A 26,338-nucleotide genomic window follows, 5' to 3' on the forward strand; every position below is an offset into this window, starting at 1 on the left:
GCGACACCGGATGCCACGCCCTCGGGCCGGCATCCGGTGTCGCGGCGTGCCCGGACGTGACTCACGGACGGTAGCCGACCCGATTCAGTGCGAGCGGCGCCTTACGCGGGGGTTCGGGGCGGATCTCGCCGTTCGGGGCGCGCGAATCTCGCCCCGAAGCGCAAGACGCGCCCCAAACGCCGAGCCACCGCGCCCCGCGCGGCGACCCCGGCACTTGCGCTCCGCCACCGCGCGCAGGGCCACCGCACCGGCCTGCGCCGGCGTTTGGGGCGAACTTTGCACTTTGGGGCGTGCAATTCGCGCCCCGAAGGACGAAACCCGCCCCACACGCCGAGCCACCGCACCCGCGCGCCGCGACCCCGACGCGTTACAGCGCCCCGCCGCGCCTCTCGCGCTCGAGGAACGCTATCGTCTCGGGCTTCTGTGGGGCGTCGAAGATCTGCGCGGGCGTGCCCTGCTCGACGATCTTGCCGCCCTTCATGAACACGATGCGGTCGGCCACCTCGCGCGCGAACGACATCTCGTGCGTGGCCATGAGCATGGTCGACCCGCGGTCGCGCAGCACCCGCACCAGGTCGAGCACCTCGCCCACCAGCTGGGGGTCGAGGGCCGAGGTGATCTCGTCGAGCAGCAGCAGCTCGGGGTCGGTCATGACGGCGCGCACGATCGCGACGCGCTGCTGCTGACCGCCCGACAGCCGGTCGGGGAACTCGCGTGCCTTCGCACCGAGATCCAGCTGCTCGAGCAGTTCGGTGCCGCGGGCGTAGGCCTCGGCCTTCGGCATCCCGTGCACTTTGCGCGCGGCCAGCGTGACGTTGTCGATCACGCGCAGGTGCGGAAAGAGGTTGAAGTGCTGGAACACCACGCCGATGCGCGACCGGGCGGAATCCTGATCGATGGTCGGGTCGGTCAGATCGTCGCCGTTCAGCAGGATCTGGCCGTCGTCGACGCGCTCGATGAGGTTGATGGTGCGCAGCAGGGTCGACTTGCCCGAGCCCGAGGCACCGATCAGCACGACGACCTCGTGCTTCGCGATGTCGAGGTCGATGCCGTCGAGCACGACGTGATCGCCGAACGCCTTCCGCACCGCGCGGACATCGAGCACGCTCATACGATCCCGCCCATCTGCTCGCGCTTCGCCAGCCGCGCCGAGACGTAGTCGGTCAGGCGGATCATCGGCAGCGCCATCGCGACGAACAGCAGCGCCGCCACGATGTACGGCGTGAAGTTGTAGTACTCGGCCGCGGCGATCTGCGCCGCGCGCACGGCATCCACCGCTCCGAGCACCGAGATGAGCCCGACGTCTTTCTGCATCGACACGAAGTCGTTCATGAGCGCCGGCACGACCTTGCGCACGCCCTGGGGGATCACGACGATCCGCAGCGTCTGCCCGTGCGTCAGCCCCATCGACCGGGCGGCGACGCGCTGCGAGGGGTGCACGGCCTCCATGCCCGCGCGCAGCACCTCGGCGATGTACGCCGAGTAGGTCAGCACGATCGCGATGGTCCCCCACAGCACGACCGGCACGCGCCCGAAGATCCCGAGCGCCGGCAGGCCGAAGCCCACCAGGTACAGCACGATCAGCAGAGGGATGCCGCGGAACAGGTCGGTGTAGATCGTGGCCAGGGCGCGCAGGAGGAAAGAACACCGGCCCCCGCAGCGAGCGCATGACCGCGAGGGTCGTGCCGAGCACCGCCACGGCCAGCGCGGCGACGATGAGCACCTGGATGTTGACCCACAGCCCCGCGAGGATCGAGGGGAAGCTCTTGACCGCGATGTCGAGGTCGAAGAAGCTGCGGCGCACGTCTTCCCAGCCGGGGCTCGAGAGGATCGCCCAGCCGACGACCACGACGAAGACGACCGAGCTGACCAGCGCGATCAGCACCGACTTCGTCGACTGCTGACGCCGCGTGGCGCGCCGACCGAGCTCGAGCTCGCTCGGGCGCCACGCGGTGTCGGAAGACGTGGATGCCACGGAGTTACTTCAGCACGGGCGCGGCGGCCGTGCCACCGAGCCACTCCTGCTGCAGCTGGTCGAGGGTGCCGTCGGCCTTCAGGGCATCGACCGCGTCGCTGACGGGGGTGGTCAGGGCCGAGCCCTTGGGCAGGACGTAGGCGAGCTCGTCGCCACCGGCGGAGGAGTCGGGCAGCTGGCCCACGACCTTGCCGTTGTCGAGCACGGCCCCGGCGAGGTAGAACGCGGTCGGCAGGTCGACGACGATCGCATCGACCTGGCCCGACTGGAGAGCGGCGACGGCGTCGTCGTTGGAGTTGAAGACGCTGAGGTTGCCGGTGCCGAGCTGGTCGGCGGCCACCTGGTAGCTGGTCGTGGCGCTCATGACACCCACGGGGATGTTCTTGAGCTCTGCGACGGTCGTGGCCGACGCGGCGGGCGAGGTGCCCGTCGTGACGATCGCCTGGGTGGTCGTGTAGTACGGCGACGAGAAGTCGACGGCCTGCTTGCGCTGGTCGGTGATCGAGAACTGCTGGACGTTCATGTCCCAGTCCTTGGGGCCCGGGGCGATCGCGCTGTCGAAGTTGGAGCGCACCCAGACGATGTCGTCCTTCGTGAAGCCGAGCTTCTCGGCGACGGCGCACGAGACGGCCGCCTCGAAGCCCTGGCACGAGGCGGGGTCGTCGTTCTCGACCCACGGCGAGAACGCGGGCTCGCCGGTGGCGATGGTGAGCTTGCCGGCGGCGACGGTCTGCAGATCGCCCTCGGTGGCGGGGGCGGAGCCGGCGTCGGATCCGGTCGGGGCGAAGGCGCAGGCCGTCAGCGTGACGAACGTGGCGGCGGCCACGGCGGTCAGGGCGGCGGCGCGGCGCAGGCGTGCGGAAGCGGTCACGATGTCTCCTCGTGGACGTATCGGGGTCATCCCCGGAGTGCTGTGATGTGCACAGCGTACCGAGCGCATGTTTCAGGGGATGTCGCCGGTGAAACCTGGCGACACGGGACGCGGCTACTCGGCGAGGCGCCAGTCGGCGAAGCTGAAGCCGGGAGAGACCACGCAACTGACCACGACCTCGGCGTCGCCTGCCGGTCGGGCCGCCTGCCAGACCCCCGCGGGCACGGTGTGCTGCAGCACGTGCCCCGCGGCGAGGTCGGGCCCGAGGGTCACGGTGCGCGCGGCCCCGGGCTGCTCTCCGTCGCCCCCGAGCGAGAGCTCGAGGGCTCCCGGGCCGTGCCAGAGCCACACCTCGTCGCTGGTCACGACGTGCCACGCGCTCTCTTCGCCCGGGGTCAGGAGGTAGTGGATGCACGTGGCCGCGGGCCGCGTGCCCGCGGGGGTCTCGACCTCGACGCTGCCGGTCCACATGCGGCGGAACCAGCCGCCCTCGGCGTGCGGTTCGAGATCGAGCAGGACGGCGGTGGCGGGACGCTCAGCGGTCATCGGCGGATACTCCGGTCTCTCGGGTGAAGGCGGCGGATGCCGAGCGCACTTCGCCGTCGATGAACGTCGCGGCGGCACGCCCCTCGCCGTCGACGACGAGGTGCTCGATGGTGTCATCGACCTCCGACACCGGCACGTCGAAGAACGCGAGATCGGCCACGGCCCCCACCGCGAGATACCCCGTGCGGGCGGGTCCGGTGTCGAGCCCCATCGCGTGCGCTCCGCCCAGGGTCGCCGCGCGCAGCAGCAGCTCCGAGAGGTCGCGGTTCGCGTACCCCTGAGCCCGCGCCAGACGGTGAAGCGCCGACACGTCGGCGAGCAGATCGAGCGAGGGACTGGATGCCAACGAGTCGGTGCCCACGGCGAGCGCGTTGCCCTCGAGCAGGTACGCGGCGACCGGCGGCTCGTCGAGACCGATGACCGCGTTCGAGCGCGGGCAGAGAGCCACGGTCGTCCCCCGCGCGCGCAGGATCGCCCGATCGCGCGCCGTCATGTAGACCCCGTGGGCGATGTGGCAATCGGGGCCGAGCACGCCGAGCTCGTCGACGAACTCGGTCGCCCCGGTGCCGAAGCCCTCGTCGCGGAGCGCGCGGAAGCTCGTCGGCCGGTGCAGCTGCCAGGGTACGGCCTCGCCGTGCTCGCGTTCGAAGGCGGCCTCACCCAGGTGAAGGTGCAGGCGGCTGCCGCGCTCGCGCACGATGTCGGGGATCTCGAGCAGCGGCTCCACGTCGAGCGAGTACGGCGCGTGCGGAGAGAGCCCGGTCCCGGGAGGAGCGGGCAGCGCGTCGAGGCGCGCCTCCACCTCGGCGCGGCCGCGCTCGGCCCACGCCGCGTTCGTCCAGCTCATCACCTCCCAGTAGGTGATGCCGTGCAGCCGCGCGTCGTGCAACGCCGACGCCGCCTCGACGTCGGTGACGATGTCGGCCACCGCCGTGGTCCCCGCGGCGATCATCGCGAGTGCTCCGTCCCTGGCATCCGCCGCCCAGTCGTGACCGGCGCGATAGACGGGGGTGAACGCGTCGTCCCAGTCGTCGAAGCCCACGTACGAGCCCCGGCCGACCTCGGCCATGCCGGTGTACTGCAGGTGCGAGTGGGCGTTGACGAGTCCGGGGGTGAGGATGCCCGGCCAGTGCACCTCGTCGAACGCGACCCCGCGCGCCCGCAGTTCGTGACGCACCCATTCGCGATCCCCGACGTGCCGGATGCGGCCCCCGGCCACGGCGATCGCCCCACCCGGGATGGGCGGTGCCGTCACGGGCACGACGAGGGATGCCGAATACACCACGACGCTCATGCGTCACCGCCCGCGAAGCGCGGCGACCGCCAGTCGTCGAGGCCTTCGGGGTCGAGGTCACGTCGGATGTCGACCGCCGCTCCCCGCACAGCGAGTGCCGTGCGGGCGACGAGGTCGTCGACCTCGGATCCCAGGGCGTGGACGCCCGGCGCGGGCCGCCGCTCGATCAGCTCCCCGAGGGCCGCGAGCTGCACCGAGAACGACAGGTCCATGATCTCGATGGGGTTGCCCTCGGCCGCCGTGATGTTCACCGCTCCCCCGCCGCCCAGCAGCAACGCGGACCCCGCCTCGACGACCTCGCCCGGCACGCCCCCGGCGACCGCGACCACGCGGGCCACGGCGGCGATGTCGGGCGTCACGGTCGCGGGGACGCCGGTCGCCGAGACCACCAGGGCTCCCTCGGCCAGCTCGAGCGCCCTGCCCGTGCGGTACCCGTCGTGCCGCGCCTCGAGCGCCCGCACGGGGTCGATCTCGGCGACGCGTACCTCTGCCCCGAGGGCGCGGAGGTACGCTGCCACCCCCTGCCCGACCGGCCCGTAGCCGATGACGAGGGCCGGCTGATCCGTCAGCGCGATCCCCCGCTCCTCGAGCAGATCCGCGATCGCGAAGACGCACGACTGCCCCGTGCCGTAGCGGTTGTCGAACATGGTCTTGGTGCGCGCGTCGTTCACCGCCATCACGGCGCAGCGCAGCAGACCGGCATCCTGCATGCGGCGGAGCGGGGTCAGCCCGCTCGTCGTCTCTTCGCAGGCTCCGATCCAGCCGTCAACGAGCGCGGGATCGGCCTCGTGCGCCAGGCGGATCAGGTGCGCCCCGTCGTCGAGCAGCACGTCGAGCCCCGCGCGGAGGAACCCCAGGGCCGCCGCGCGCTCCTCGGCACCCGCGAGCGACGGATCCGCCGTCACCGCGAAGCCTCGCTCGCGCAGGTCATCGGCGACCGCGACGTCGGTCTCGTCCGGATGCGCGTACACCGACACCTCGGCGCCGCGCTCTCGCAGCAGCAGCGACAGCACGGCCGTCTTGGGCTCGAGCACCATCGCCACGCCCACCCGCAGACCGGTCAGATCGAGACGCTGAGCGAGGGCCGCGGCAACGGGCATGTGTTCTCGCGCGAAAGCGATCCGCCCCGCCGCGTCGCCCCGCTCGGGCAGGGGCCTTCCGTCGAGCAGCACCCGGTCGGCATCCAGGTCGAACTCGACGCGCCCCGCACTCGGAGAGGGACTCGGGATGCCGCCCAGTCCCGCCAGCAACTCCGTCAGGGCATCAGCGCCGGTCCCGGTCGCCGCGAACGGGCGTCCGGCGATCATGAGGTTCGACGCGCGCGCGAAGCGGCGGACGATGCGCTCGGGTGCGCGATGGTCGGTCACGGCACTCAGCCTAGGGTCACGGCATCCCTCCCCCCGACGACCCCCGCGGCGGGCGGGTTCGGGGCGCATCCCGCACGTCGGGGCGGACAATTCACGCCCCAACCGCGAAAATCCGCCCCGAACCGATGAGGGCGAACGCGAAAAGGCCCCGCCCTGCCGAAGCAGGAGCGGGGCCGAATCGTGCGTCGCGAATTACTTCGCGGCGACCACCTGGAGGGTGATCACGGCGGTGACGTCGTCACGCAGGCGAACGGTCGCCTCGTGCTCGCCGACCGACTTGATCGAAGAGGTGATCTGGATCTTGCGCTTGTCGAGCTCGCCCAGACCGGCGGCCTTGACGGCGTCGGCGACATCGGCGGGCTTGACCGAACCGAAGAGGCGACCCTCGTTGCCGGCCTTGACGGCCAGCTTGACGGTGTTCGACTCGAGCGTGTTCTTCAGCGACACGGCCTCTTCGTGGTCGTGGATCGCGCGGGTCTCGCGAGCAGCGCGGATCGACGCGACCTGCTTCTCGCCACCACGGCTCCACGACACGGCGAAGCCCTGCGGGATGAGGTAGTTACGGGCGTACCCGTTCTTGACCTCGACAACATCACCGGCGCTACCGAGCCCGGTGACCTCATTCGTGAGAATCAGCTTTGCCATCGGGTGCTCCTTAGCGGCCGGCGCCGGCGTAGGGCAGAAGAGCCATCTCGCGCGCGTTCTTGATGGCGCGGGCGATCAGACGCTGCTCCTGCACGGAGACACCGGTGATACGACGGGCGCGGATCTTGCCGCGCTCCGAGATGAACTTGCGGAGGGTGGGGACGTCCTTGTAGTCGATGACGCCGACGCGGATCGCCTTCGCGGGGGCTGCGTTCTTCGCGCCCTTCCGCGGCTTGCGGCGGTCGCCAGTGGCCTTTCCAGCCATGCTTCCTTCTTTCGTGTGGTTCGGACGCCGAGTCGGTCACGCGGACCGGGACATGGCATCCGGAATTTCAGGGGTCGTCTCGCTCGAGAGCGGGGCGAAGTTCAGAACGGGGTGTCGTCTCCGTAGGAACCAGGAGTGCTCCACGCGTCTGCGCCGCCGTTGTTGCCGCCGCCGTTGTTCGAACCGGGCGTCGACCACGGCTCGTCGTTCGACTGCTGCACCTGCGCGCGCTGACCGCCACCGCCGCCGCCACCGTTACCGCCACCGGCGGCACGGGTGACCTGGGCGGTCGCGTAGCGGAGCGAGGGACCGATCTCATCGACTTCGAGTTCGATGGAGGTGCGGTTGTTTCCCTCGCGGTCCTGGTACGAACGCTGCTTGAGGCGACCGGTCGCGATGACACGGCTGCCCTTCGTCAGCGAACCGGCGACGTGCTCGGCGAATTCGCGCCACACCGAGGCACGCAGGAAGAGCGCCTCGCCGTCCTTCCACTCGTTCGCCTGACGGTCGAACGTGCGGGGGGTCGACGCGATGGTGAAGTTCGCGACCGGGAGCCCGTTCTGCGTGTACCGCAGCTCGGGGTCGGCCGTGAGGTTACCCACGACGGTGATGACGGTTTCGCCGGCCATCGTCGTTACTTCGCAGCCTTCTCGGCGGACTCGACCTTGCGGGGAGCGGCGGCCTTGCGGGCGGCCTTCTCCTCGGAGCGCTTGGCCTCGGCGGCGACCTGGGCGATCGCTTCTTCGGCGCGCAGGACCTTGGTGCGCATGATCTGCTCGTTCAGCTTCAGCTGACGGTCGAGCTCGTTCGTGGCCTCGCTGGTCGCGACGAAGTTGACGACGGCGTAGATGCCCTCGTTCTTCTTGCGGATCTCGTAGGCGAGACGACGGCGGCCCCAGATGTCGATCTTGTCGATGGTTCCTCCATCGGCCGTGATGACCTTGAGGAATCCGTCGAGCTTCGGAGCGACCTGGCGCTCGTCGATCTCGGGATCGAAGATGACCATGAGTTCGTACTGGTGCGTCACTAACCCACCTCCTTCGGACTAGAACGGCTGACGGGCATTTCCCGGCAGCAGGAGGGTGTGTTGCACGTCGTCACGGGCTCACACGCGCATGGGCGTCGCCGGACAACCTTCGTAGTCTAACGGATGCCGCTCGCCTCGGGGAATCGGAGATCGGTAGCGTGGACGTGACCAGACGACGGCGGGGGGCCGCATGGCAGGGATTCGACCATTCGACGCACGAGCGTTGCTGACGCCGCCCGACCCCCGGGCCGCGAAGGCATTCACCGCCGACCTGCGCAAAAGGGGTCGGCTCCCGGGCACGGGCGCGGCCGTGGTCACCTTCGCCATCGCGTTCGCGCTCATCGGCGGGATCGGCGTCGTCATCATCGTCGCGGCGGTGCTGCTGGCGCCGGTGCTGCGCGAAGGGTCGTTCATCCTCGGCATCCTGTTCCTCTTCCCGATCGTGCTGGGTCTCGGCGGGCTGGCGCTGGCGTGGTTCCTCGGCCAGAGGGCCCAGCGCACCCAGGAGGACCGCCGCTGGCGACTCGCGGGATTCAGCCGCGACGTGGGCATGGAGTACGTGCCCGCGGTGCCGACTCCCCCGCTTCCGGGGGTGCTGTTCGGGGTCGGCGGAGATCGCACGGGCTACGACATCTTGCGCGGGCGCGAGCCGCGGTTCGTCGAGATCGGCAACTACTCGTACACGACGAGCGACGGCAAGAACACGCATACCTCGCGCTGGGGCTACATCGCGATCCGCCTCGACGTCCCCCTCCCCCACATCGTGCTGGATGCCGTGGGCAACGGCGTGAAACTCGGCCTGTGGGAGCGCGGGCAGCGGTTGAGCCTCGAGGGCGACTTCGACCGGTACTTCCACCTGTCGTGCCCCCAGGGCTACGAGCGCGACGCGCTGTACCTCTTCACCCCCGACGTCATGGCGCGTTTCATCGACAACGCCTCGGCGCTCGAGGTCGAGATCGTCGACGACTGGATGTTCCTCTACTCGCCCGACGAGCTCTCGACCCTCGACCCGGCCCGGTGGGCGTGGGCGTTCGCGGTCGTCTCGGCGCTGCTCGACAAGCTCGAGCAGTGGGGACGGTGGCGCGACGACCGGCTGCGGGAGGGGGCTTCCGCGCCGCGACCCGTTCCGGTCACCGCCGCGCCCGGCCCCGCGGCACCGGGATCCGCGGCGCCGACACCCGCGCCCCTGCCGATGACGTTCACCCCCGCGCCGGTCGGAGTCGCCCCTCCCGGTCAGAGGCTCAAACGCAGCAACGCCTGGCTCATCGCCCTGCTCGTCGTGGCCGGGTCCCTCGTCGTCATCCCGCTCGTCGTCTTCGCGGCCGGCTTCCTCTTCTTCTTGGCACAGTGAACATGACTCTCGACACCACCGCCCTGACCCAACCGATCGACCGCGCGAAGGTCCGCGCCTTCAGCAAGGCGCTGCGCGAGAAGGGAATGCTGCAGAGCCGCGCGTTCACGATCATCGTGTTCGCGTTCGTGGGCCTCGCGGCCCTGTTCATCGTCGTTCCGACCTTCGTCTCGTTCATGGCGATCGCGTTCACGGGCAGCAGCGGCAGCGTCTTCGGGCTCCTGCCCTTCGCGATCATGCTCGTCATCGCGGGGCTCATCGCGTGGGCAGTCATCCGCGGGGTCGGCGGCGCCGCGGCACGCCGCTACCGGCTGAGCCTGTTCGCGAGCGCGAACGGCATGACGTGGCATCCGGGATATTCGAACCCCCGACTCCCGGGCATGATCTTCGACCTCGGCCGCAACCAGGAGCTGCACGACGTGATGCGGCGGACGAAGCCGCGCACCCTCGAGGTGGCCAACTACACGTACGAGACCGGGTCGGGCAAGAACAAGCAGACCCACCGCTGGGGATACGTGGCGTTGCGGCTCGACACCCCTCTGCCCCACATCGTGCTGGATGCCGTGGGCAACAACGGTCTGTTCGGCGGCTCGAACCTGCCGATCACGTTCGGACGCGACCAGCGCCTGAGCCTCGAGGGCGACTTCGACCAGCACTTCGCGCTGTACTGCCCCGAGGGCTACGAGCGCGACGCGCTGTACCTCTTCACCCCCGACGTCATGGCCCGATTCGTCGACAACGCCGCGGCCCTCGACGTCGAGATCGTCGACGACTGGCTGTTCCTCTACGCCAAGCGCGACCTGGCGACCCTCGACCCCGCGACCTGGGAATGGCTGTTCGCCACGGTCGCCGCGATCGACGACAAGCTCGCGCAGTGGGCGCGCTGGCGCGACGACCGCCTGACCCGAGCGACGGCCGGGGCCGTGGCATCCGGGATCCCGGGGGCCACCGTCCAGGGCGCTCCCCTGCTCACCCCGCCGCCCGCGGGCGTGGCCCGCGAGGGACGGCGACTGAAGCGGGGAATCCCCGTGTGGTCGTTCGTCGTGATCGCCGGTTTCGGCGCGTGGTGGATCCTCACGACGGTCTTAGGGCGCTGACGCGGGGCACGCTCCGCCGGCGTCCGGCCCATCGCGCTGAATCACTGACCCTGCGCAATGTCAGCCGATACGACTCGGGGCCCCACGCACCACGCGCGAGGGCCCCGAGGTTGTCAGACCCCGCGGGTCGACCGCCACAGTTCGCGGCGGGCCTCCTGCTCGACCGGGTCGGGCACCGGCAGCGACACGAGCAGGCGCTTGGTGTAGTCGTCGCGCGGCTCGGTGAGCACCTGCACGGTCGTGCCCTGCTCGCGGATCACGCCCCGCTGCAGCACGACCACGCGGTCGGCCACCTCGTCGACGACGGCGAGGTCGTGGCTGATGAACAGGCACGCGAACCCGAACTCCGCCTGCAACTGCGCGAACAGCTGCAGCACGCGCGCCTGCACCGACACGTCGAGCGCCGAGGTCGGCTCATCGGCGATGAGCAGCTTCGGGTCCAGGGCGAGGGCTCGAGCGAGCGAAGCGCGCTGGCGCTGACCACCCGACAGCTCGTGCGGGTAGCGGTCGCCGAACGCGGTCGGCAGCTGCACGGCATCCAGCAGCTCGTTCACGCGCTGGCGGGCGGCGCGGGCTCCCGAGACGCGACGGTGCACCACGAGCGGCTCGGCGATGCACTCCGCGATCGTGAGCAGCGGGTTGAAGCTCGTCGCCGGGTCCTGGAAGACGAAGCCGATGTCAGGGCGCGTCTTGGCGAGGGTGCGGGGCTTCGCGCCGTTCATCTCGGTGCCGAGGACCGTGAGCGATCCCCCGACGACCGAGGTGAGACCGACCATCGCGCGACCGATCGTGGTCTTTCCCGAGCCGGACTCCCCCACCAGGCCGAGCACTTCGCCGGGACCGATCCAGAAGTCCACGCCCTTCACGGCGACGACCCCCGGCGACCCGAAGCGACCGGGGTACCCGATCTCGACCTTGTCGGCCACGACGAGGCTTCCCGCCGGCGGCGAGGTGGGTGCCGCATCGGCGAGCGACTGCCGCGAGCTCTTGCCGCGACCCACGTGCGGCACGGCCGCGAGCAGTTCGCGCGTGTACTCCTCGCGCGGGGCGGCGAACAGCTCGCGCACGGGCGCCTGCTCGACGATGTCACCGCGGTACATCACGATCACGCGGTCGGCGAGGTCGGCGACGACACCCATGTTGTGCGTGATGAGCACGATCGTCGCGCCGAACTCGTCGCGGCACGTGCGCAGCAGGTCGAGGATCTCGGCCTGCACCGTGACATCCAGCGCCGTGGTCGGCTCGTCGGCGATGATCAGGCCGGCGTTCAGCACGAGGGCCATCGCGATGACCACGCGCTGCTTCTGCCCGCCCGAGAACTGGTGCGGGTAGTCGTCGACGCGCTTCTCGGGATCGGGGATGCCGACCCGGCGCAGGATGTCGACGGCCTTGGTCTTCGCCTCGGACTTCGACAGCTTCTCGTGCGCACGCAGGCCCTCGGCGATCTGCCACCCGACCGTGTAGACCGGGTTGAGGGCGGTCGACGGCTCCTGGAACACCATCGCCGCATCGCGCCCGCGCATCTCGCGCAACTGGGCGCGGGTGGCGTGCACGATGTCGGTCTGGTCGCCGTCGCGACCGCGCACGATGACCGCACCCGACAGCGTCGCCGTCTCGGGCAGCAGCCCCAACAGGGTGTTGGCGGTGACGGTCTTGCCCGAGCCCGACTCGCCGACGATCGCGAGCACCTCTCCGGCGTGCGCCTCGAGCGAGATCCCATTGATCGCCGCGACCGGCTCGCCATCGGTGGCGAAGGCGACGCGCAGGTCGTCGATCCGGGCGACGGGGGCGGTGGTGCCGGTCATGAGGGGCTCCCATCGGAGGGGGCGGATGCCGGGGACCCGGCGGGGGACGCGGTGGCCGAGGCTTCGGCCGGAGACGTCGACGGATCGACCGCGGTGACGGGAGCGGGAGCGCGACCCGCGCGGCGGCGCGTGCGCAGACGCGGGTCGCTCAGGTCGTTGAGGCTCTCGCCGACGAGGGTGATGCCGAGCACGGCGAGCACGATCGCGACTCCGGGCGGGATCGCCGTCCACCAGATGCCGCTGGTCACGTCGCTCACCGAGCGGTTGAGGTCGTAGCCCCACTCGGCGGCGGCGGTGGCCTCGATGCCGAAGCCGAGGAAGCCGAGGCCCGCCAGGGTCAGCAGCGCCTCGGAGGCGTTCAGCGTGACCACGACCGGCAGCGAGCGCGTCGAGTTGCGCAGCACGTGACGCAGCAGGATGCGCGCCGTGGGCACACCGATCACGCGCGCCGACTCGACGAAGGGCTCGGCCTTCACGCGCACCACCTCGGCGCGGATCACGCGGAAGTACTGCGGCACGAACACCACGGTGATCGAGATGGCGGTGGCCAGGATGCCACCCCACAGGGTCGACTGCCCCTTGGTGATCGCGATCGACATGACGATGGCGAGCAGCAGCGAGGGGAACGCGTAGATCGCGTCGCACAGCACCACGAGGATCCGGTCGAGCCAGCCGCCGAAGTAGCCGCCGACGAGACCCAGGAAGATGCCGAGGAAGATCGAGAACGCGATCGCGCAGAGGATCACGAGCAGCGCGGTCTGCGCTCCCCAGATCACGCGCGAGAGGACGTCGTACCCGCCGACGGTCGTGCCGAGCAGGTTCATCGCGCTGGGCGCCTGCTGGGTGCCGAACTTCACACCGTCGGCCTCCTGCTGCGCGAACCCGTAGGGCGCGAGAAGAGGGGCGAACAGAGCCGTCAACAGGAACACCGTGGTGATCACGAGGCCGAGCACCAGCATGGTGCGCTGCAGGCCGACGCTCCGGCGCAGGTGCGAGATCACCGGCAGGCGGTCGCGAAGCGGCACCTTGCGCACCGTCACGCTGTCGTCGGAGAGGGCGGGGGTCATGGCATCCGACATGTCAGTACCTCACTCGCGGGTCGATGATCGCCGCGATGACGTCGACCAGGAAGTTGGTGAAGGCGACCAGCACGGCGATGATCACGACGATGCCCTGCACCGCCACGAAGTCACGGGCCTTGAGGTACTCGCTGAGCATGAACCCGAGTCCCTTCCACTCGAACGTGGTCTCGGTCAGCACCGCACCCGACAGCAGCAGGGCGATCTGCAGGCCGATCACGGTGATGATCGGGATCAGCGCGGGGCGATACGCGTGCTTGGTGACCAGGCGGTACTCCCCCACGCCGCGCGAGCGCGCCGAGGTGACGTACTGGGCGCCCAGGGTGCCGATGACGTTCGTGCGCACCAGACGCAGGAAGATCCCCGCCGTCAGGATGCCGAGAGCCACACCGGGCAGGATCGCGTGGATCAGGACGTCACCCGCGGCCGCCCCGTCGCCCAGGCGGATCGCATCGAGCAGGTAGATGCCCGTCGGGTTCTCGATCGAGGCGAACTTCAACTCGGTGCGGGTGCTCGCGCGCCCGGCGACCGGCAGGACGCTCAGCCACACCGAGAAGACGAGCTTGAGGAGCAGACCGACGAAGAAGATGGGCGTCGCGTAGCCGAGGATCGCCCCGATGCGCAGGGTCGCGTCGGGCCAGCGGTCGCGCTTGTACGCGGCGATCAGACCGAACGGGATGCCGATGAGCAGCGCGACGAAGAGCGCGTAGATCGCGAGCTCGAGGGTGGCGGAGCCGTACTGCAGCAGGATCTCGATCACCGGACGGTTGTCGGTGAGCGTCGTGCCGAAGTCACCGCGGAGGATGCCGCCGATGTACTCGAAGTACTGCACGATCAGTGGTCGGTCGTAACCGGCCTGCGCGATGCGCGCAGCCAGCTGATCGGGGGGAAGGCGGCCGCCGAGGGCGGCGGTGATCGGGTCGCCCGTGATGCGCATGAGCACGAACACCACGGTGACGAGGATGAACACCGTCGGGATGATCAGGAGCAGACGGACCAGGATGTAACGCCACAGTCCTCCGCCCTTGGGAGAGACGGGTTTGGCGATGTCGGCAGCGTCGACGGCGGTGACCATACGGGAGAGACCTCACTCAACGGGGGAACGGCGCCTCATCGCTCCGCTCTCACCCGACGACCGAGGGTACGTGACCCCCGGTCGTCGGGTGAGCGGAATCGCGCGAGGCGCCGATTCGGTCTTACTTGTGCAGCGGTGCGTAACGGAACTTGAACGACCCGTCGAGGACGGCGCCCTCGACGCTCGAGCCCACGATCGCGACCTGCTTGCCCTGGAGCAGCGGCAGCGTCGAGAGGTCGGCGGCCACCTTGTCCTGGATCTGGCCGATCTCCTGCTCACGCGTGGTCTTGTCGGTCTGCGTCGCCTGGTCGACGAGCAGCTTCTGGACCTCGGCGTTGTCGTAGTGGTTCAGCAGGAAGTTGTCCTTCGCGAAGAACGGGGAGAGGTAGTTGTCGGCATCCGAGTAATCCGGGAACCAGCCGAGCTGGTACGCGGGGTACGCGTCGGCCTTGCGGTCCTTGGTGTACTGCACCCACTCGGTCTGCGCGAGGTTGACCGTGAACAGGCCGTCCTTCTCGAGCTGCGCCTTGACCGCGGCGTACTCGTCACCCGACGAGGGGCCGTAGTGGTCGCCGTTGTACTGCAGGTTCAGCGTGACGGGGGTCGACAGACCGGCCGCCTCGAGGGTCGCCTTGGCCTTGGCGGCGTCGGGCTTGCCGCTGCCGTCGCCGTACATGTCCTTGAGCGCCTCGTTGGCACCCGCGAGACCCTGCGGCACGTAGGAGTACAGCGGCGAGTAGGTGTCCTTGTAGACATCGGTCGCGATGGCCTGACGGTCGACGAGGTCGGCCGCGGCCTGACGGATCGCGAGCGACTTCGCGGCGTCGGCATCGGGGGTCTTCGTGCCGTAGGGCATGGTGTCGAAGTTGAAGACGATGTAGCGGATCTCGCCGCCGGGGCCGTCGACGACCTTGACCGCGTCGTCCTTCTGCAGGTCGGCGACATCGGTCGCGCTCAGGCTGCGGTAGGCGACGTCGATCGCACCCGACTGCACGTCGAGCTTGAGGTTCGACGAGTCGGCGTAGTACTTGGTCGAGATGCCGCCGTTGGCCGCCTTGGGGAGCGACCCCATGTAGTCGGCGTACGGCTTGTACGAGATGAGCTCGTTCGGCTTGTACGAGTCGATCGTGTACTGACCGGCGAAGGCCTTGCCCTCGACGATCGCGTCGTCCGAGGTGACGGCGGTGGCCGAGAAGACCTCTTCGTCGACGATCGGGGCGGCGGGGCTCGAGAGGATCTGGGGCCAGACCTGGTCGTTGCCGTTCTTCAGGGTGAACACGACCGTCGTGTCGTCGGGAGCGGCGACACTGTCGAGGTTGCCCAGCAGCGACGCGGGGCCGTTCGGGTCGTTGATCGCAACCTGGCGGTCGAACGAGAACTTCACGTCGGACGACGTAAGGTCGTGGCCGTTCGCGAACTTCAGGCCCGACTTGAGCTTCACCGTGTACTCGGTCGGCGAGGTGAACTCGGCCGACTCGGCGATGTCGGGGGTGACCTCGGACGTGCCGTACTGGCTGTTCATGAGGAAGGGGTAGATCTGCGTCATGACAGCGAACGAACCGTTGTCGTACGAGCCGGCCGGGTCGATCGAGGTGATCTTGTCGGTGGTGCCGATGACGAGGGGGTCGGTCGAGCCGCCGTCGGAGGCGCCGCCTCCTGTGGTGGTCGTGCAACCTGCCAGAACAAGGGCCGAGGCGCCGAAGGCGCCGATGACGAGGCCGAGGCGGCCCCGCCCACTGATGTGCAGTGTCATGAATTACCTCTGCTGTGAAGTGTCGACTGCGACAAGCGCCGTAGTCCCTCGGACATCCTTGACCGGGGAAGTGTCAACGGTAAACCCGATCCGCGCATATTTACGAGACCGAAACCCGCCGGAGACGGCACCGGGTACCGATTCCCGTCGGATTCGTTCCGGTGTTCAGCCCCACAGCGGCGGAAATATTCCTGTTCGGGAAGCCTTCTCGCGATGACCGCGGACAGAGAATTCACCCGCTGCGGGCCCCGGGGCGTCTCCGACCGTCAGTGCGCCGACCACCCGCCGTCCATGAGGTAGCTCGAGCCGGTGACCATCGCGGCATCCGGACCCGCCAGCCACAGGGCGAGAGAGGCGACCTCCGCCGGTTCGACGAGGCGCTTGATCGCGGCATCCTTCAACAGGATCGTCTCGAGCACCTGCTCCTCGGCGATGCCGTGCGTGCGGGCCTGATCGGCGATCTGCTTCTCGACCAGCGTCGAGCGCACGTATCCGGGATCGATGCACACGCTCGTCACCCCGTGCGGGCCGCCCTCGAGCGCGGTGGTCTTGGACAGCCCCTCGAGGCCGTGCTTGGCGGTGACGTACGCCGACTTGTACTCCGAAGCGCGGATGCCGTGCACGCTCGAGACGTTCAGCACCCGCCCGAACCCGCGCTCGTACATGCCGGGCAGGGCGGCGCGGATCAGCAGGAACGGCGCCTCGAGCATGAGCCGCAGCATGAATGAGAACCGCGCGGGGTCGAACTCCTCGATGGGGCTGACGTGCTGGATGCCGGCGTTGTTGACGAGGATGTCGACGTCGAGGTGCAGCTCGTGCAGGGCCGCGGTGTCGGAGAGGTCGACGTGCCAGGCCTCTCCCCCGACCTCGGCCGCCACGCGCTCCGCCTGCTCGCCGTTGACGTCGGCGACGGTGACGTGGGCCCCGGCGCCGGCGAAGGCGCGGACGATCGCTTTGCCGATCCCGCTCGCTCCCCCAGTGACGAGGGCGCGGCGGCCGGTCAGGTCGGTGCTCATCGGGCTCCCTTCACCCCCGTCGTCGCCGGGGCCGCCGCGGTGCGTGCGGCGTCGGCGGCGTCGATGTCGCGCAGCGAGATGCCCCGCGTCTCCTTCAACGACAGCACGGCGATCGAGGTCACGATGCACGCCACGACGATGTAGATCGCGATGGGCAGCCACGAGCCGAAGTCGCGCAGCCACTGCGTCGCCAGGATCGGGGCGAGCGAACCCGCGAGGATCGCCGTGACCTGCGCGCCCAGCGAGACGCCCGAGTAGCGCATGCGGGTCGGGAACAGCTCGGCCATGACCGCGGGCTGCGGCGCGTACATCCCGGCGTGGAAGACCAGACCGATCGTCACGGCGAGCACGATCATCACGGGGTTGAGCGTGTCGAACATCGGGAAGGCGAAGAACGCCCAGGTCGCGCTGAGAATCGCCCCCGCGAGGTACACCGGGCGGCGACCGACGCGGTCGGACAGGCGGCCGAGCGGCGGAATCACGGCGAAGTGCACGATGTGGGCGATCAGCAGGGCCAGCAGCAGCTGACTGGTGTCGTACGAGTGCACGATCTTCAGGTAGACGATCGAGAAGCTGACGACGATGTAGTAGACGATGTTCTCGGCGAAGCGCACGCCCATCGCCTGCACGACGCCCTTCGGGTAACGGCGTAGCACCTCGACGACACCGAACGAGGTCGCCTTCTCTTTCTCGACCTGCGCCTTGGCCTCGAGGAAGATCGGCGCCTCTTCGACGTGGCGGCGGATCCAGAAGCCGACCAGCACGATCACGGCCGACAGCCAGAAGGCGATGCGCCACCCCCAGTCGAGGAACGCGGCGGGGCTGAGCACGAATGAGGTGATCAGCAGCACGAGGGTCGCCAGCAGATTGCCCACCGGAACGGCGGCCTGCGGCCAGCTCGACCAGAACGCGCGACGACGGTCGGGACTCTGCTCGGCCACGAGCAGCACGGCGCCGCCCCACTCCCCGCCGACCGCGAAGCCCTGGAGGAAGCGCAGGGCGACGAGCATCGCGGGGGCCCAGTAGCCGACGCTCGCGAAGCCGGGCAGGCAGCCCATGAGGAAGGTCGCGACGCCGACGATGATGATCGTCGCCTGCAGCGTGGGCTTGCGGCCGAAGCGGTCGCCGATCTGGCCGAACACGATGCCGCCGAGCGGGCGCGCGATGAAGCCGACCGCGTAGGTGACGAACGCGGCGATGATGCCGTCGAGCGGCGAGCCGGACGAGGGGAAGAAGAACGTGCCGAAGACCAGGCTCGCGGCCGTGGCGTAGAGGAAGAATTCGTACCACTCGACGACCGTGCCGGCCATCGAGGCGGCGACGACCCGACGGATGCGGTTCGAGGCGGGGGCGTCTGCGCTGCGGCGCGACGCGGCGGTGGGGGGTTCCATGCTGCTCCTTCGGTGTCGACGATGACGACCGCGCCTCAGTCTGAGGTGGTCCGCTGCGCGCGACAATGCCCAGTCCCACTCCCCCACTGTGCAGAATTGCACACATGGATGCCGGAAACGTGCGCGCAGATGACTTGCTGATGCTGTTGGCCGTGGCCCGCACGGGTCGGTACACCGCGGCCGCCCAACTGCGCGGTGTCGATCACACCACCGTCGCGCGGCGGATCGCCGCCTTGGAAGAAGCCCTGGGCGGCAGGCTCGTCGCGCAATCGGGCCGCGGGTGGGAGCTCACGACGCTGGGTGCGCACGCCGCCGAGACCGCCGGGCGCATCGAGGCGGCGATGTCGCAGCTCACCGCCGGGGGAGTGGAGCCCGACCCGGTGTCGGGGGTCGTCCGCATGTCGGCCACCGACGGGTTCAGCGCCTACATCGCCGCTCCCGCTATCGCGAGCCTGCGTGAACGGCATCCGGATCTCGTCGTCGAGGTCGTCGCCGCCCAACGCCGAGCCGCCCTGCACCGCCCCGGCCTCGATCTCGAGGTGGTCGTTGGTCAGCCCCAGACCTCGCGCGGGACGACCGTCGAGCTCGGCTCGTACGCTCTCGGCATGTACGCCTCGCGCTCGTACCTCGAACGCCACGGGCGCCCACGCGATCTCGACGAGCTGCAGACGCACGGCCTCGTCTACTTCGTTGACGCGATGTTGCAGGTCGAGGCCCTCGATCTGCCCCGCCGCGTGGTGCCCCGCATGCGCGACGGGGTCACCTCGACGAACGTGCTCGTGCAGGTCGAGGCGACGCGCGCCGGGGCCGGCATCGGCATGCTGCCGTGCTTCGTCGCCGACCGTCACGCCGACCTGGAGCGCCTGCTGCCCGAGACGATGACCGAGCGGCTGCCGTACTGGATGATCGTGCGCGCCGACTCGATGCGCATCCCCGCCGTGGTTGCCCTGGCCGACGCGCTGCGCGAGCAGACGGCGCGGTCGAAGGCGATGCTCGACGGCGTGGGATGAGGCGCCCTCAGGTCGCAGTGCCCAGCGCGCGGAGCTCGTCCGCAGCCTCGGCGCCCGTCCGCAGGCCGAGCTGAGGCGCGACCTCGGTTGCCAGGAGCTCGATCGACCGGAGTGTCACCTCGTGGACCGGATCGACGGAGTGCACCTGGAACGCCACATCGGTCGCGAGCTGCAGGGTGCGATCTTTCTGGAGTGACGCGACGACTTCGTCGACCGTGCCCAGGTGGGTGTTGGTGAGCGCAGCCAGATCGCGCAGGTCACCGTCGGCATTCCGCTGGAGGAATGTACGCGCGAGGCGCCGGATGCCGGCATCCGCCCCCGCCCACACCTCCTCGCGACGATCGGCGTCGACGACCACGGCGGTGCGTGACGCCAGGACACGCGGAGCGACGCCGCGGGGGAGTGCCGCGAGGTACGCCTCGACGATCGGCACCTGCACCTCATGCAGGTCGTGACCGTCATCGCGCGGCTGCGTGCGAGAGAGCAGCAGTCCATCACCGGCGGCACCCGCACGGCGGCCGCCCTCGACGGAGAACGTCGCCTGCCAGAGTCGGCCGCCCAGGTTCGGCGCCGGGGGGTTGAGTCGCAGATCGGTGTTCCGGATGCCGCGCCCGGCGAAGGCGTCGCACAGCACCTCGACGTGCGCCGCCTGAATGGTCCGGCGGTCGTCGGACGACCGCTCGAACGCCGCGAACGATGAGGGTGTACCGCCCGTCCCGATGCCCAGCTGCACGCGCCCGCTGCTGAGGGCGTCGACGAACGCGGCGTCTTCGGCTACGCGCACGGGGTCGTCGATGGGGAGGGTCACGACCCCGGTTCCCAGCGCGATGCGCTCGGTCTGCACGGCCGCCGCCGCGAGGAACGGGAATGGCGACGGCAAGCCGCCCTCGTCGCGGTCGAAGTGATGCTGAGCCACCCATAGCGAGGCGAATCCGAGCTGATCGGCGGAACGGACCTGCTCGAGCGCCTTCCGATAGCGGTCGCCGTCGGTGCCGGCATCCAAGATCCGCGTGAAGAATCCGAGGCGTGCGCCGCTCATGCGACCTGTCCCTCCCGGGCCGCCGCGCGGCCCCTTCTCGACGTATGCACGGAGTGGAATACCCCGATACTCCAGGCTAGGCCTGGATACGCGCGCCGGGACCGATCTTGGGAGCCGTTCAGCACGAACTCAGCGCGCGGCTACCCTGATCGGATCGCCCCTTCGCGCGAGATCCGCCTCGAGTTCGCGGACGATCGGGATCACCGTCTCGCCGAAGAGCTCCAGCTCCTCCTGGAAGTGCAGGAAGCCGAGCAAGAAGAGGTCGACCCCGCGCTTCTTGTACTCGATGATGCGCTCGGCGATCTGCTGCGCATCTCCGAACAGCTGGGTGCGGAACCCGTCGTTGTACTGCACGAGGTCCTCGAGCGAAGAATCCGCCCACATGCCCTTCTTGTCGGCCGTGGAATTGCCCGCCTCCTGCACGCTCTTGCGGAAGCCCTCGACGGCGCCCGAGTCGGCGTGGGCGATGATCTCGCGCAACTGCGCCTCGGCCTCGGCGCGACTGTCGCGCTGGATGACGAAGCCGTTCAGCCCGAAGCGGGTGCGTCGACCGTGCTCCGCCGCCACGCGGGTGACGTCGTCGTACTGCTCGGTGAAGCCGTCGAAGTCCTTGCCGTTGGAGAAGTACCAGTCCGAGAAAGCCCCGCCGTTGAAGCGCGCTGCCGTGGAGTTGCCGCCCTGGAAGATGTCGGGGTGCGCCCGCCCCGGCACCTCGAACGGGAACGGGCGCAGCGTGAAGTCGGTGATGTCGTAGTACTTGCCGTGGAACGAGAACTTCTCCTGCGTCCACAGACCGCGCAGCACCTGGATGAACTCGGCCGCGCGCTCGTAGCGCTCGTCGTGCTCGAGCCACTCCAGGCCCAAGTCCGTGTACTCGTCCTTGAACCACCCGCTGACGACGTTGACCGCCGCACGCCCGTGCGAGAACTGATCCGCCGTGTTGATGAACTTCGCCAGGACGGCCGGATGCCAGATGCCGGGGTGGATGGCGGCGATGACCTTGAGCTTCTCGGTGGCCAGCAGCAGGGCCAGGCTGATCGAGGTGGACTCGTGCTGCTGCGCGGCGCCATAGCTGGAGGCGTACCGCACCTGGCTCAGGGCGTACTCGAACCCGACCCGCTCGGCCGTGCGAGCCAGCTCCACGTTGTAGTCGTAGTCCCAGTCGGTGCGCTGTTCGATCGAGCTGATGACGAGCCCGCCGCTGACGTTGGGCACCCAGTAGGCGAATTTCAGCGGCTCGTGGGTGGGCGGAAAGTCGGTCATGGGGTTCTCCTCGCGGATCGGAACCCGGCAAACTTCGCACCGCTTTGGTCATCGGTCAACGACATGTGACGGACCGTTTCGCTCCGTGACGCCGGGCGACGCCCACCGGGTGAGGATGGAGCCATGACCTCCCCCCAGCGCGTGCGTTTCGGCTACTGGACCCCCATCTTCGGCGGGTGGCTGCGCAACGTCGACGACGAGCAGACGCCCGTGTCGTTCGCCCACATCGCCGAGATCGCCCGGGCCGCCGAAGAGGGCGGATTCGATCTGACGCTCATCCCCGAGCTGAACCTCAACGACATCAAGGGCGTCGAGGCGCCGTCGCTCGACGCCTGGGCGGTGACCGCGGGACTCGCCGCCGTGACCTCGAACCTCGAGCTGCTCGCGGCCGTGCGCCCGGGCTTCCACAACCCCTTCCACACCGCCAAGCAGGCGGCGACCATCGACGAGATCAGCGGGGGGCGCTTCACCCTCAACGTCGTGTCGGCGTGGTGGGCCGAAGAGGCCAAGCAGTACGACGGCCTCTTCAGCGCCCACGACGACCGCTACGCCCGCACGATCGAGTGGGTCGAGGTGCTGCGCGGCCTGTGGTCCGAGACGCCGTTCGCGTACGAGGGGGAGTACTACCGCACCGAGGGGACGTACCTCGAGCCGAAGCCGCAGGTGCGGCCGCGCCTGTACGCGGGCGGCGAGAGCGAGGCGGGACGCAACGCGATCACGCGCTTCGCCGACGCATATCTGACGCACGGCGGCACCCTCGAGGAGCTCGAGACGAAGGTCGCCAACATGCGCCGGCGCCGGGCCGAGGCCGGGGCCACGCCGTTCGAGGCGTTCGGAATGGCGGCGTACGCCGTCGTGCGCGACACCGAAGACGAGGCGCAGGCCGAGATCGACCGCATCACCGATGTGCGCGGGGGAGCGGCCTACGGCTCGTACCAGGACTTCGTCAGCAAGTCGAAGCTCGACACCCAGGTCGACCTCAAGGAGTACTCGGTCTCGAACCGCGGCCTGCGGCCCAATCTCGTCGGAACCCCTGATCAGGTGACGGAACGTATCGTCGCCTTCGCAAACGTCGGCGTCTCGACCCTGATGCTGCAGTTCTCGCCGCACCTGCCCGAGCTGCAGCGCTTCGCCGCCGAGGTGATCCCGCGCGTCCGGCGCCTGGAGGCGCGGCGCGACGCCTGATCGCGCGCCGCATCACGGGGACTCACCCCGCGCGCGGATGCTAGGGCGCCGCGCGGAGCGCCTGATCCAGATCGGCGATGAGGTCTTCGGCGTCTTCGAGGCCGATCGACAACCGGATGAGGCCATCGCCGATGCCGAGGCGATCGCGCGTCTCTTGCGTGAAGCCGAGGTGCGTCGTGGTCGCGGGGTGCAGGGCCATCGATCGGGTGTCGCCGATGTTGGTCATGCGGCTGAACAAGCGCAGGGCGTCGAAGAACCGCTCGGCTGCGGGACGGCCCCCGCGCACCGTGAACGAGAACACCGAGCCCGAGAGACCGCCGTAATCGCGCACCGCGAGCGCGTGCTGCGGGTGCGAGGGCAGACCCGCGTAGTCGACGCTCTCGACGGCGGCGTGCCCCTCCAGCCACTCAGCGACCGTGCGGGCGCTCGCGAGGTGCTGGCGCATGCGCACCGACAGGGTCTCCATGCCCTGCTGCAGCAAGAAGCCGTTGAGCGGCGAGAGCGCCGGCCCGGTGTCGTTCGCGATGCCGAACCGCAGCGACAGCTCGAATGCGCGCGGTCCGAACGCCTCGACGAACGAGACATGCCCGGCGATCGCGGTGTCGGTGAGGGAGGGATAGGTCCGGTCGGATGCCGCCCAGTCGAACGTCCCGCCGTCGACCACGGCACCCGCGAGGTTCGCACCGTGTCCCGAGAGGAACTTCGTAGCCGAGTGCACGACGATGTCGGCTCCGTGCTCGATCGGGCGGATGAGGAACGGCGTCGCGATGGTGTTGTCGACGACCAGAGGGATGCCGTGCCGATGCGCGACGCGCGCGACGGCGTCGATGTCGACGACGTCGTTCTTGGGGTTCGGGAGCGTCTCGGTGAAGATCGCCTTCGTCTCGGGGCGGATTAGGGCGTCCCACTCGGCGTCGTCCGCGGGATCCCAGACGTACTCGACGGTCACGCCCATGCGCGCGAAGGTGCGGTCGAAGAGCACGCGCGTTCCGCTGTAGATGCTCGCGGTCGAGACGATGTGCTCGCCGCTGCCGGCGAGACCGAGCAGGGCGATGGTGATCGCCGCCTGGCCCGAGCCGACGACGATCGCGCCCGAACCGCCTTCGAGCGACGCCAGCCGCGCTTCGGCCACCTGGTTGGTGGGGTTGGCGTTGCGTGAATAGAGGTGGCCGAGATCGGCTCCCGCGAACCGGTCGGTCGCCTCTTGGAAAGAGTCGAACCGGTAGGCGGCCGACAGGTGCACCGGTGTGATGCGCGAGCCGTGCGTCAGGTCTTCGACCTCGCCCGCGTGAACCTGGCGCGTGGCGAAGCCGAAGCCCCGCCAATCAGAGTGCGGGGGAGAAGCCTCAGCCACGGAGACCGACCGCCTCTTTCGGCAGCAGCGAGCCGAGCCAGCGAGCGATCTCGCGCGGCCCGGAGCGCGGCGCGGTCGCCTCGACGTCGGGGTTGTAATTCGTGTTGGTGTTCACGTCGTAGGTGACGGTCCGGCCGTCACGCGTCTCGATGAACTCGATGCCCGCGATGCCCACGCCCTCTGCCGCGAGGAAGGCCAGGTAGCGGTCGATGAGTGCCGGATCGACGTCGTCGCGACGACGGAACAGCGGCTCGGGCTCGACCCCGTCGGCGCCCGGGATCGCGCAGGCCTCGGCCGGGCAGAGCTCGAAGCTGCCCGCGCTCGTGTCGACGCGCACCGCGTAGACGAAATCGCCGGCGACGAACTCGGCGCGCGTGATGAACGGCGCCTGCGCGATCAGCAGTTCCTGCAGGAGGGTGATGCCGTCGGGGGAGGGCTCGAAGTCCGCGCTCGCCACCCACGACGAGAATTCGTCGACGGAGTCCCAGCGGCGCACGCCGAGGCCCTTTCCGCCCTGGTTGTGCTTGCTGATGAAGGGCGCCCCGAACTCCCGCGCCTTGCCGACGAGATCGTCGGTGCCGAAGACGGCCACCGTGCGCGGAACGTCGATCCCCGCGTGACGCAGCGCGGCGTGCTGCGCCACCTTGCTGACCTCGAGCTCGAGGACGTCGGCACCGTTGATGACCGTTCGCCCCCACGACGCCAGCCATCGCAGCACGGCTCGACCGAACTCCTTGCTGTGCGCGTGATCGCGCGTGTGCGCCGATGCGCTCAACCGCGACCAGAACACTCCCTCGGGAGGCTCGACCGCGAGGTCGATCGATCCGTCGGTGAGCAGCCACTCCTCGAACGGCACGCCCTCCGCCTCGAACGCCGCCGCGAACGGCGGAATCCACTGGGGGTTCTCGTGGATGACATAGACCTTGCCCGACATGCCGCCAGGCTAACCCGCACCTCCGACATCGCGCCCGCCCCGCGTCACGTGGCGACACCGGGTCATGGCATCCCTAGGCTCGATTCCCGGAAAGGAATGCCATGACCTCCGACTACATCGACGCCAACCGCGCCAACTGGAACGAGCGCGCGACGCTGCACGCCGCCCGGGACGGATCGGGATACGGAATCGCGCGCTACATCGACGACGCCGACGCGCTCTCGGACGTGGTGCGTTTCGACCGGCCGCTGCTGGGCGACATCGCGGGCAAGCGCACTGCGCACCTGCAGTGCCACATCGGCACAGACACCCTGTCTCTGGCCCGTCTCGGCGCGAAGGTGACCGGTCTGGACTTCTCCGAGAACGCCGTCGCCGAGGCCCGCCGACTCGCTGCCGACGCGGGCGTCGACATCGAGTTCGTCCAGGCGGATGTTCGGGATGCCGCCAACACCCTGCCCCGCGGAGCCTTCGACCTCGTCTACACCGGCATCGGCGCCCTGTGCTGGCTGCCATCGATCTCGGAGTGGGCCGGCGTCGTGGCCGGGCTGCTCGCACCGGGAGGGACGCTGCACATCCGCGAGGGGCATCCCGTCCTGTGGGCCATGAATGAGGACCTGCCGGGCTTGTCCCTGGCATTTCCGTACTTCGAGCAGACCACCCCGTTGGAGTGGGACGACGACGGCACGTACGTCGAGGTGGCCGCGCCCCTGAAATCGACGCGGACGTACGAATGGAACCACGGTCTCGGCGAGATCGTCACGGCCCTGCTCGAGCGCGGGCTGCGCCTCGACACGCTGGTCGAGCACGACAGCGTGCCATGGGAAGCGCTGCCCGGCCGCATGACGCTTCGCGACAACGGCGAATACGCGCTGGCCGAGCAGCCGTCTGTCGTGCCGCTCAGCTACACGATCAGGGCGACGAAGGTGGCGTAACGGATTCACCCATGACGAACGTCACCTCTGAATGGTGACAGCCGTCCGATGTGCGGCGAGCGCA

Annotated in this window: 26 protein-coding genes; 6 read left to right on the forward strand and 20 right to left on the reverse strand. The window is 69.4% G+C overall.

Annotated elements, in window-relative coordinates:
* Positions 1 to 367: 367 nt before the first annotated feature.
* Complete coding sequence (locus tag OVA26_RS02295; protein WP_268102823.1) at positions 368 to 1,111, reverse strand: amino acid ABC transporter ATP-binding protein; 744 nt, start codon at positions 1,109 to 1,111, stop codon at positions 368 to 370.
* Positions 1,108 to 1,635 carry an amino acid ABC transporter permease gene (locus OVA26_RS17340; RefSeq protein ID WP_326493376.1) on the reverse strand — a complete coding sequence of 176 codons (528 nt, stop codon included), beginning with the start codon at positions 1,633 to 1,635 and terminating at the stop codon, positions 1,108 to 1,110. Before OVA26_RS17340 ends, OVA26_RS02295 begins: the two co-directional genes overlap by 4 nt.
* Before the next feature lie 32 nt (positions 1,636 to 1,667).
* On the opposite strand from OVA26_RS17340, the gene OVA26_RS17345 reads away from it, so the two are divergent.
* The gene (locus OVA26_RS17345; protein ID WP_326493349.1) at positions 1,668 to 1,904 is read left to right on the forward strand and encodes a hypothetical protein; all 237 of its coding nucleotides are present in this window, start codon (positions 1,668 to 1,670) and stop codon (positions 1,902 to 1,904) included.
* Positions 1,905 to 1,979: 75 nt separating this feature from the next.
* On the opposite strand, the gene OVA26_RS02305 is transcribed toward OVA26_RS17345, so the two are convergent.
* The 8 genes from OVA26_RS02305 to rpsF form a co-directional block, all read right to left on the reverse strand.
* Positions 1,980 to 2,846 carry an ABC transporter substrate-binding protein gene (locus OVA26_RS02305; RefSeq protein ID WP_268102824.1) on the reverse strand — a complete coding sequence of 289 codons (867 nt, stop codon included), beginning with the start codon at positions 2,844 to 2,846 and terminating at the stop codon, positions 1,980 to 1,982.
* A 114-nt stretch (positions 2,847 to 2,960) separates the two neighbouring features.
* Complete coding sequence (locus OVA26_RS02310; RefSeq protein WP_267788756.1) at positions 2,961 to 3,392, reverse strand: cupin domain-containing protein; 432 nt, start codon at positions 3,390 to 3,392, stop codon at positions 2,961 to 2,963.
* Positions 3,382 to 4,686 carry an amidohydrolase family protein gene (locus OVA26_RS02315; protein ID WP_268102825.1) on the reverse strand — a complete coding sequence of 435 codons (1,305 nt, stop codon included), beginning with the start codon at positions 4,684 to 4,686 and terminating at the stop codon, positions 3,382 to 3,384. Before OVA26_RS02315 ends, OVA26_RS02310 begins: the two co-directional genes overlap by 11 nt.
* A complete protein-coding gene (locus tag OVA26_RS02320) occupies positions 4,683 to 6,053 on the reverse strand; it encodes an adenosylhomocysteinase (protein WP_268102826.1) in 1,371 nt (456 codons plus the stop codon). Before OVA26_RS02320 ends, OVA26_RS02315 begins: the two co-directional genes overlap by 4 nt.
* A 192-nt stretch (positions 6,054 to 6,245) precedes the next feature.
* Complete coding sequence (rplI, locus tag OVA26_RS02325; RefSeq protein WP_056224965.1) at positions 6,246 to 6,698, reverse strand: 50S ribosomal protein L9; 453 nt, start codon at positions 6,696 to 6,698, stop codon at positions 6,246 to 6,248.
* A gap of 10 nt (positions 6,699 to 6,708) precedes the next feature.
* Positions 6,709 to 6,963, reverse strand: coding sequence for a 30S ribosomal protein S18 (gene rpsR / locus OVA26_RS02330; RefSeq protein ID WP_055832386.1), 255 nt, complete (start codon positions 6,961 to 6,963; stop codon positions 6,709 to 6,711).
* Positions 6,964 to 7,064: 101 nt separating this feature from the next.
* The gene (locus OVA26_RS02335) at positions 7,065 to 7,592 is read right to left on the reverse strand and encodes a single-stranded DNA-binding protein (protein WP_056224967.1); all 528 of its coding nucleotides are present in this window, start codon (positions 7,590 to 7,592) and stop codon (positions 7,065 to 7,067) included.
* A gap of 5 nt (positions 7,593 to 7,597) precedes the next feature.
* Positions 7,598 to 7,990, reverse strand: a complete 393-nt coding sequence (gene rpsF, locus OVA26_RS02340; RefSeq protein WP_056224969.1) for a 30S ribosomal protein S6 — start codon at positions 7,988 to 7,990, stop codon at positions 7,598 to 7,600.
* 223 nt (positions 7,991 to 8,213) lie between these two features.
* Between rpsF and OVA26_RS02345 the strand changes: the two genes are divergently transcribed.
* Both OVA26_RS02345 and OVA26_RS02350 read left to right on the forward strand, forming a co-directional pair.
* Positions 8,214 to 9,341: a hypothetical protein gene (locus OVA26_RS02345; protein ID WP_268102827.1), complete on the forward strand. Its 1,128-nt coding sequence runs from the start codon at positions 8,214 to 8,216 to the stop codon at positions 9,339 to 9,341.
* Positions 9,342 to 9,343: 2 nt separating this feature from the next.
* Positions 9,344 to 10,438: a hypothetical protein gene (locus tag OVA26_RS02350; RefSeq protein ID WP_268102828.1), complete on the forward strand. Its 1,095-nt coding sequence runs from the start codon at positions 9,344 to 9,346 to the stop codon at positions 10,436 to 10,438.
* A 113-nt stretch (positions 10,439 to 10,551) separates the two neighbouring features.
* Here OVA26_RS02350 and OVA26_RS02355 read toward each other — a convergent pair whose 3' ends face one another.
* The 6 genes from OVA26_RS02355 to OVA26_RS02380 form a co-directional block, all read right to left on the reverse strand.
* The gene (locus OVA26_RS02355) at positions 10,552 to 12,243 is read right to left on the reverse strand and encodes a dipeptide ABC transporter ATP-binding protein (protein ID WP_268102829.1); all 1,692 of its coding nucleotides are present in this window, start codon (positions 12,241 to 12,243) and stop codon (positions 10,552 to 10,554) included.
* A complete protein-coding gene (locus OVA26_RS02360) occupies positions 12,240 to 13,310 on the reverse strand; it encodes an ABC transporter permease (protein WP_056228129.1) in 1,071 nt (356 codons plus the stop codon). The genes OVA26_RS02355 and OVA26_RS02360 overlap by 4 nt, the downstream gene beginning before the upstream one ends.
* A gap of 13 nt (positions 13,311 to 13,323) precedes the next feature.
* Positions 13,324 to 14,397 (reverse strand): ABC transporter permease, encoded by a 1,074-nt coding sequence (locus OVA26_RS02365; RefSeq protein ID WP_144783721.1) that lies wholly within the window; start codon positions 14,395 to 14,397, stop codon positions 13,324 to 13,326.
* 121 nt (positions 14,398 to 14,518) lie between these two features.
* The gene (locus tag OVA26_RS02370) at positions 14,519 to 16,150 is read right to left on the reverse strand and encodes an ABC transporter substrate-binding protein (RefSeq protein WP_268102830.1); all 1,632 of its coding nucleotides are present in this window, start codon (positions 16,148 to 16,150) and stop codon (positions 14,519 to 14,521) included.
* A 266-nt stretch (positions 16,151 to 16,416) separates the two neighbouring features.
* On the reverse strand, positions 16,417 to 17,166 hold the full coding sequence (locus tag OVA26_RS02375; RefSeq protein WP_268102831.1) for a 3-hydroxybutyrate dehydrogenase: 750 nt from the start codon (positions 17,164 to 17,166) through the stop codon (positions 16,417 to 16,419).
* Positions 17,163 to 18,557 (reverse strand): MFS transporter, encoded by a 1,395-nt coding sequence (locus OVA26_RS02380; protein ID WP_268102832.1) that lies wholly within the window; start codon positions 18,555 to 18,557, stop codon positions 17,163 to 17,165. The genes OVA26_RS02375 and OVA26_RS02380 overlap by 4 nt, the downstream gene beginning before the upstream one ends.
* Positions 18,558 to 18,661: 104 nt before the next feature.
* On the opposite strand from OVA26_RS02380, the gene OVA26_RS02385 reads away from it, so the two are divergent.
* The gene (locus tag OVA26_RS02385) at positions 18,662 to 19,567 is read left to right on the forward strand and encodes a LysR family transcriptional regulator (protein ID WP_268102833.1); all 906 of its coding nucleotides are present in this window, start codon (positions 18,662 to 18,664) and stop codon (positions 19,565 to 19,567) included.
* 7 nt (positions 19,568 to 19,574) lie between these two features.
* On the opposite strand, the gene OVA26_RS02390 is transcribed toward OVA26_RS02385, so the two are convergent.
* Together OVA26_RS02390 and sfnG are read right to left on the reverse strand one after the other, a co-directional pair.
* Positions 19,575 to 20,606 (reverse strand): putative FMN-dependent luciferase-like monooxygenase, encoded by a 1,032-nt coding sequence (locus OVA26_RS02390; RefSeq protein WP_268102834.1) that lies wholly within the window; start codon positions 20,604 to 20,606, stop codon positions 19,575 to 19,577.
* 129 nt (positions 20,607 to 20,735) lie between these two features.
* Positions 20,736 to 21,869, reverse strand: a complete 1,134-nt coding sequence (sfnG, locus tag OVA26_RS02395) for a dimethylsulfone monooxygenase SfnG (RefSeq protein WP_268102835.1) — start codon at positions 21,867 to 21,869, stop codon at positions 20,736 to 20,738.
* Between the two features lie 123 nt (positions 21,870 to 21,992).
* Between sfnG and OVA26_RS02400 the strand changes: the two genes are divergently transcribed.
* Positions 21,993 to 23,054: an LLM class flavin-dependent oxidoreductase gene (locus OVA26_RS02400; protein WP_268102836.1), complete on the forward strand. Its 1,062-nt coding sequence runs from the start codon at positions 21,993 to 21,995 to the stop codon at positions 23,052 to 23,054.
* Positions 23,055 to 23,094: 40 nt separating this feature from the next.
* Here the strand turns inward: OVA26_RS02400 and OVA26_RS02405 are convergent, their stop codons facing one another.
* The gene (locus OVA26_RS02405; protein ID WP_268102837.1) at positions 23,095 to 24,408 is read right to left on the reverse strand and encodes an O-acetylhomoserine aminocarboxypropyltransferase/cysteine synthase family protein; all 1,314 of its coding nucleotides are present in this window, start codon (positions 24,406 to 24,408) and stop codon (positions 23,095 to 23,097) included.
* Positions 24,401 to 25,342 (reverse strand): ATP-grasp domain-containing protein, encoded by a 942-nt coding sequence (locus tag OVA26_RS02410; RefSeq protein ID WP_268102838.1) that lies wholly within the window; start codon positions 25,340 to 25,342, stop codon positions 24,401 to 24,403. Before OVA26_RS02410 ends, OVA26_RS02405 begins: the two co-directional genes overlap by 8 nt.
* Before the next feature lie 101 nt (positions 25,343 to 25,443).
* Here OVA26_RS02410 and OVA26_RS02415 point away from each other — a divergent pair, with 101 nt between their 5' ends.
* The gene (locus OVA26_RS02415; RefSeq protein ID WP_268102839.1) at positions 25,444 to 26,274 is read left to right on the forward strand and encodes a class I SAM-dependent methyltransferase; all 831 of its coding nucleotides are present in this window, start codon (positions 25,444 to 25,446) and stop codon (positions 26,272 to 26,274) included.
* Positions 26,275 to 26,338 lie beyond the last annotated feature (64 nt).

It is taken from the genome of Microbacterium sp. SL62, from assembly GCF_026672635.1.
Classification (GTDB): domain Bacteria; phylum Actinomycetota; class Actinomycetes; order Actinomycetales; family Microbacteriaceae; genus Microbacterium; species Microbacterium testaceum_A.

Coding starts and splice junctions, on each gene's coding strand:
- OVA26_RS02295 (WP_268102823.1), bottom strand. CDS start 1,111: ATGAGCGTGCTCGATGTCCGCGCGGTGCGGAAGGCGTTCGGCGATCAC.
- OVA26_RS17345 (WP_326493349.1), top strand. CDS start 1,668: ATGACCGCGAGGGTCGTGCCGAGCACCGCCACGGCCAGCGCGGCGACG.
- OVA26_RS02310 (WP_267788756.1), bottom strand. CDS start 3,392: ATGACCGCTGAGCGTCCCGCCACCGCCGTCCTGCTCGATCTCGAACCG.
- OVA26_RS02315 (WP_268102825.1), bottom strand. CDS start 4,686: ATGAGCGTCGTGGTGTATTCGGCATCCCTCGTCGTGCCCGTGACGGCA.
- rplI (WP_056224965.1), bottom strand. CDS start 6,698: ATGGCAAAGCTGATTCTCACGAATGAGGTCACCGGGCTCGGTAGCGCC.
- rpsR (WP_055832386.1), bottom strand. CDS start 6,963: ATGGCTGGAAAGGCCACTGGCGACCGCCGCAAGCCGCGGAAGGGCGCG.
- OVA26_RS02335 (WP_056224967.1), bottom strand. CDS start 7,592: ATGGCCGGCGAAACCGTCATCACCGTCGTGGGTAACCTCACGGCCGAC.
- OVA26_RS02350 (WP_268102828.1), top strand. CDS start 9,344: ATGACTCTCGACACCACCGCCCTGACCCAACCGATCGACCGCGCGAAG.
- OVA26_RS02355 (WP_268102829.1), bottom strand. CDS start 12,243: ATGACCGGCACCACCGCCCCCGTCGCCCGGATCGACGACCTGCGCGTC.
- OVA26_RS02360 (WP_056228129.1), bottom strand. CDS start 13,310: ATGACCCCCGCCCTCTCCGACGACAGCGTGACGGTGCGCAAGGTGCCG.
- OVA26_RS02365 (WP_144783721.1), bottom strand. CDS start 14,397: ATGGTCACCGCCGTCGACGCTGCCGACATCGCCAAACCCGTCTCTCCC.
- OVA26_RS02370 (WP_268102830.1), bottom strand. CDS start 16,150: ATGACACTGCACATCAGTGGGCGGGGCCGCCTCGGCCTCGTCATCGGC.
- OVA26_RS02375 (WP_268102831.1), bottom strand. CDS start 17,166: ATGAGCACCGACCTGACCGGCCGCCGCGCCCTCGTCACTGGGGGAGCG.
- OVA26_RS02380 (WP_268102832.1), bottom strand. CDS start 18,557: ATGGAACCCCCCACCGCCGCGTCGCGCCGCAGCGCAGACGCCCCCGCC.
- OVA26_RS02385 (WP_268102833.1), top strand. CDS start 18,662: ATGGATGCCGGAAACGTGCGCGCAGATGACTTGCTGATGCTGTTGGCC.
- OVA26_RS02390 (WP_268102834.1), bottom strand. CDS start 20,606: ATGAGCGGCGCACGCCTCGGATTCTTCACGCGGATCTTGGATGCCGGC.
- sfnG (WP_268102835.1), bottom strand. CDS start 21,869: ATGACCGACTTTCCGCCCACCCACGAGCCGCTGAAATTCGCCTACTGG.
- OVA26_RS02400 (WP_268102836.1), top strand. CDS start 21,993: ATGACCTCCCCCCAGCGCGTGCGTTTCGGCTACTGGACCCCCATCTTC.
- OVA26_RS02410 (WP_268102838.1), bottom strand. CDS start 25,342: ATGTCGGGCAAGGTCTATGTCATCCACGAGAACCCCCAGTGGATTCCG.
- OVA26_RS02415 (WP_268102839.1), top strand. CDS start 25,444: ATGACCTCCGACTACATCGACGCCAACCGCGCCAACTGGAACGAGCGC.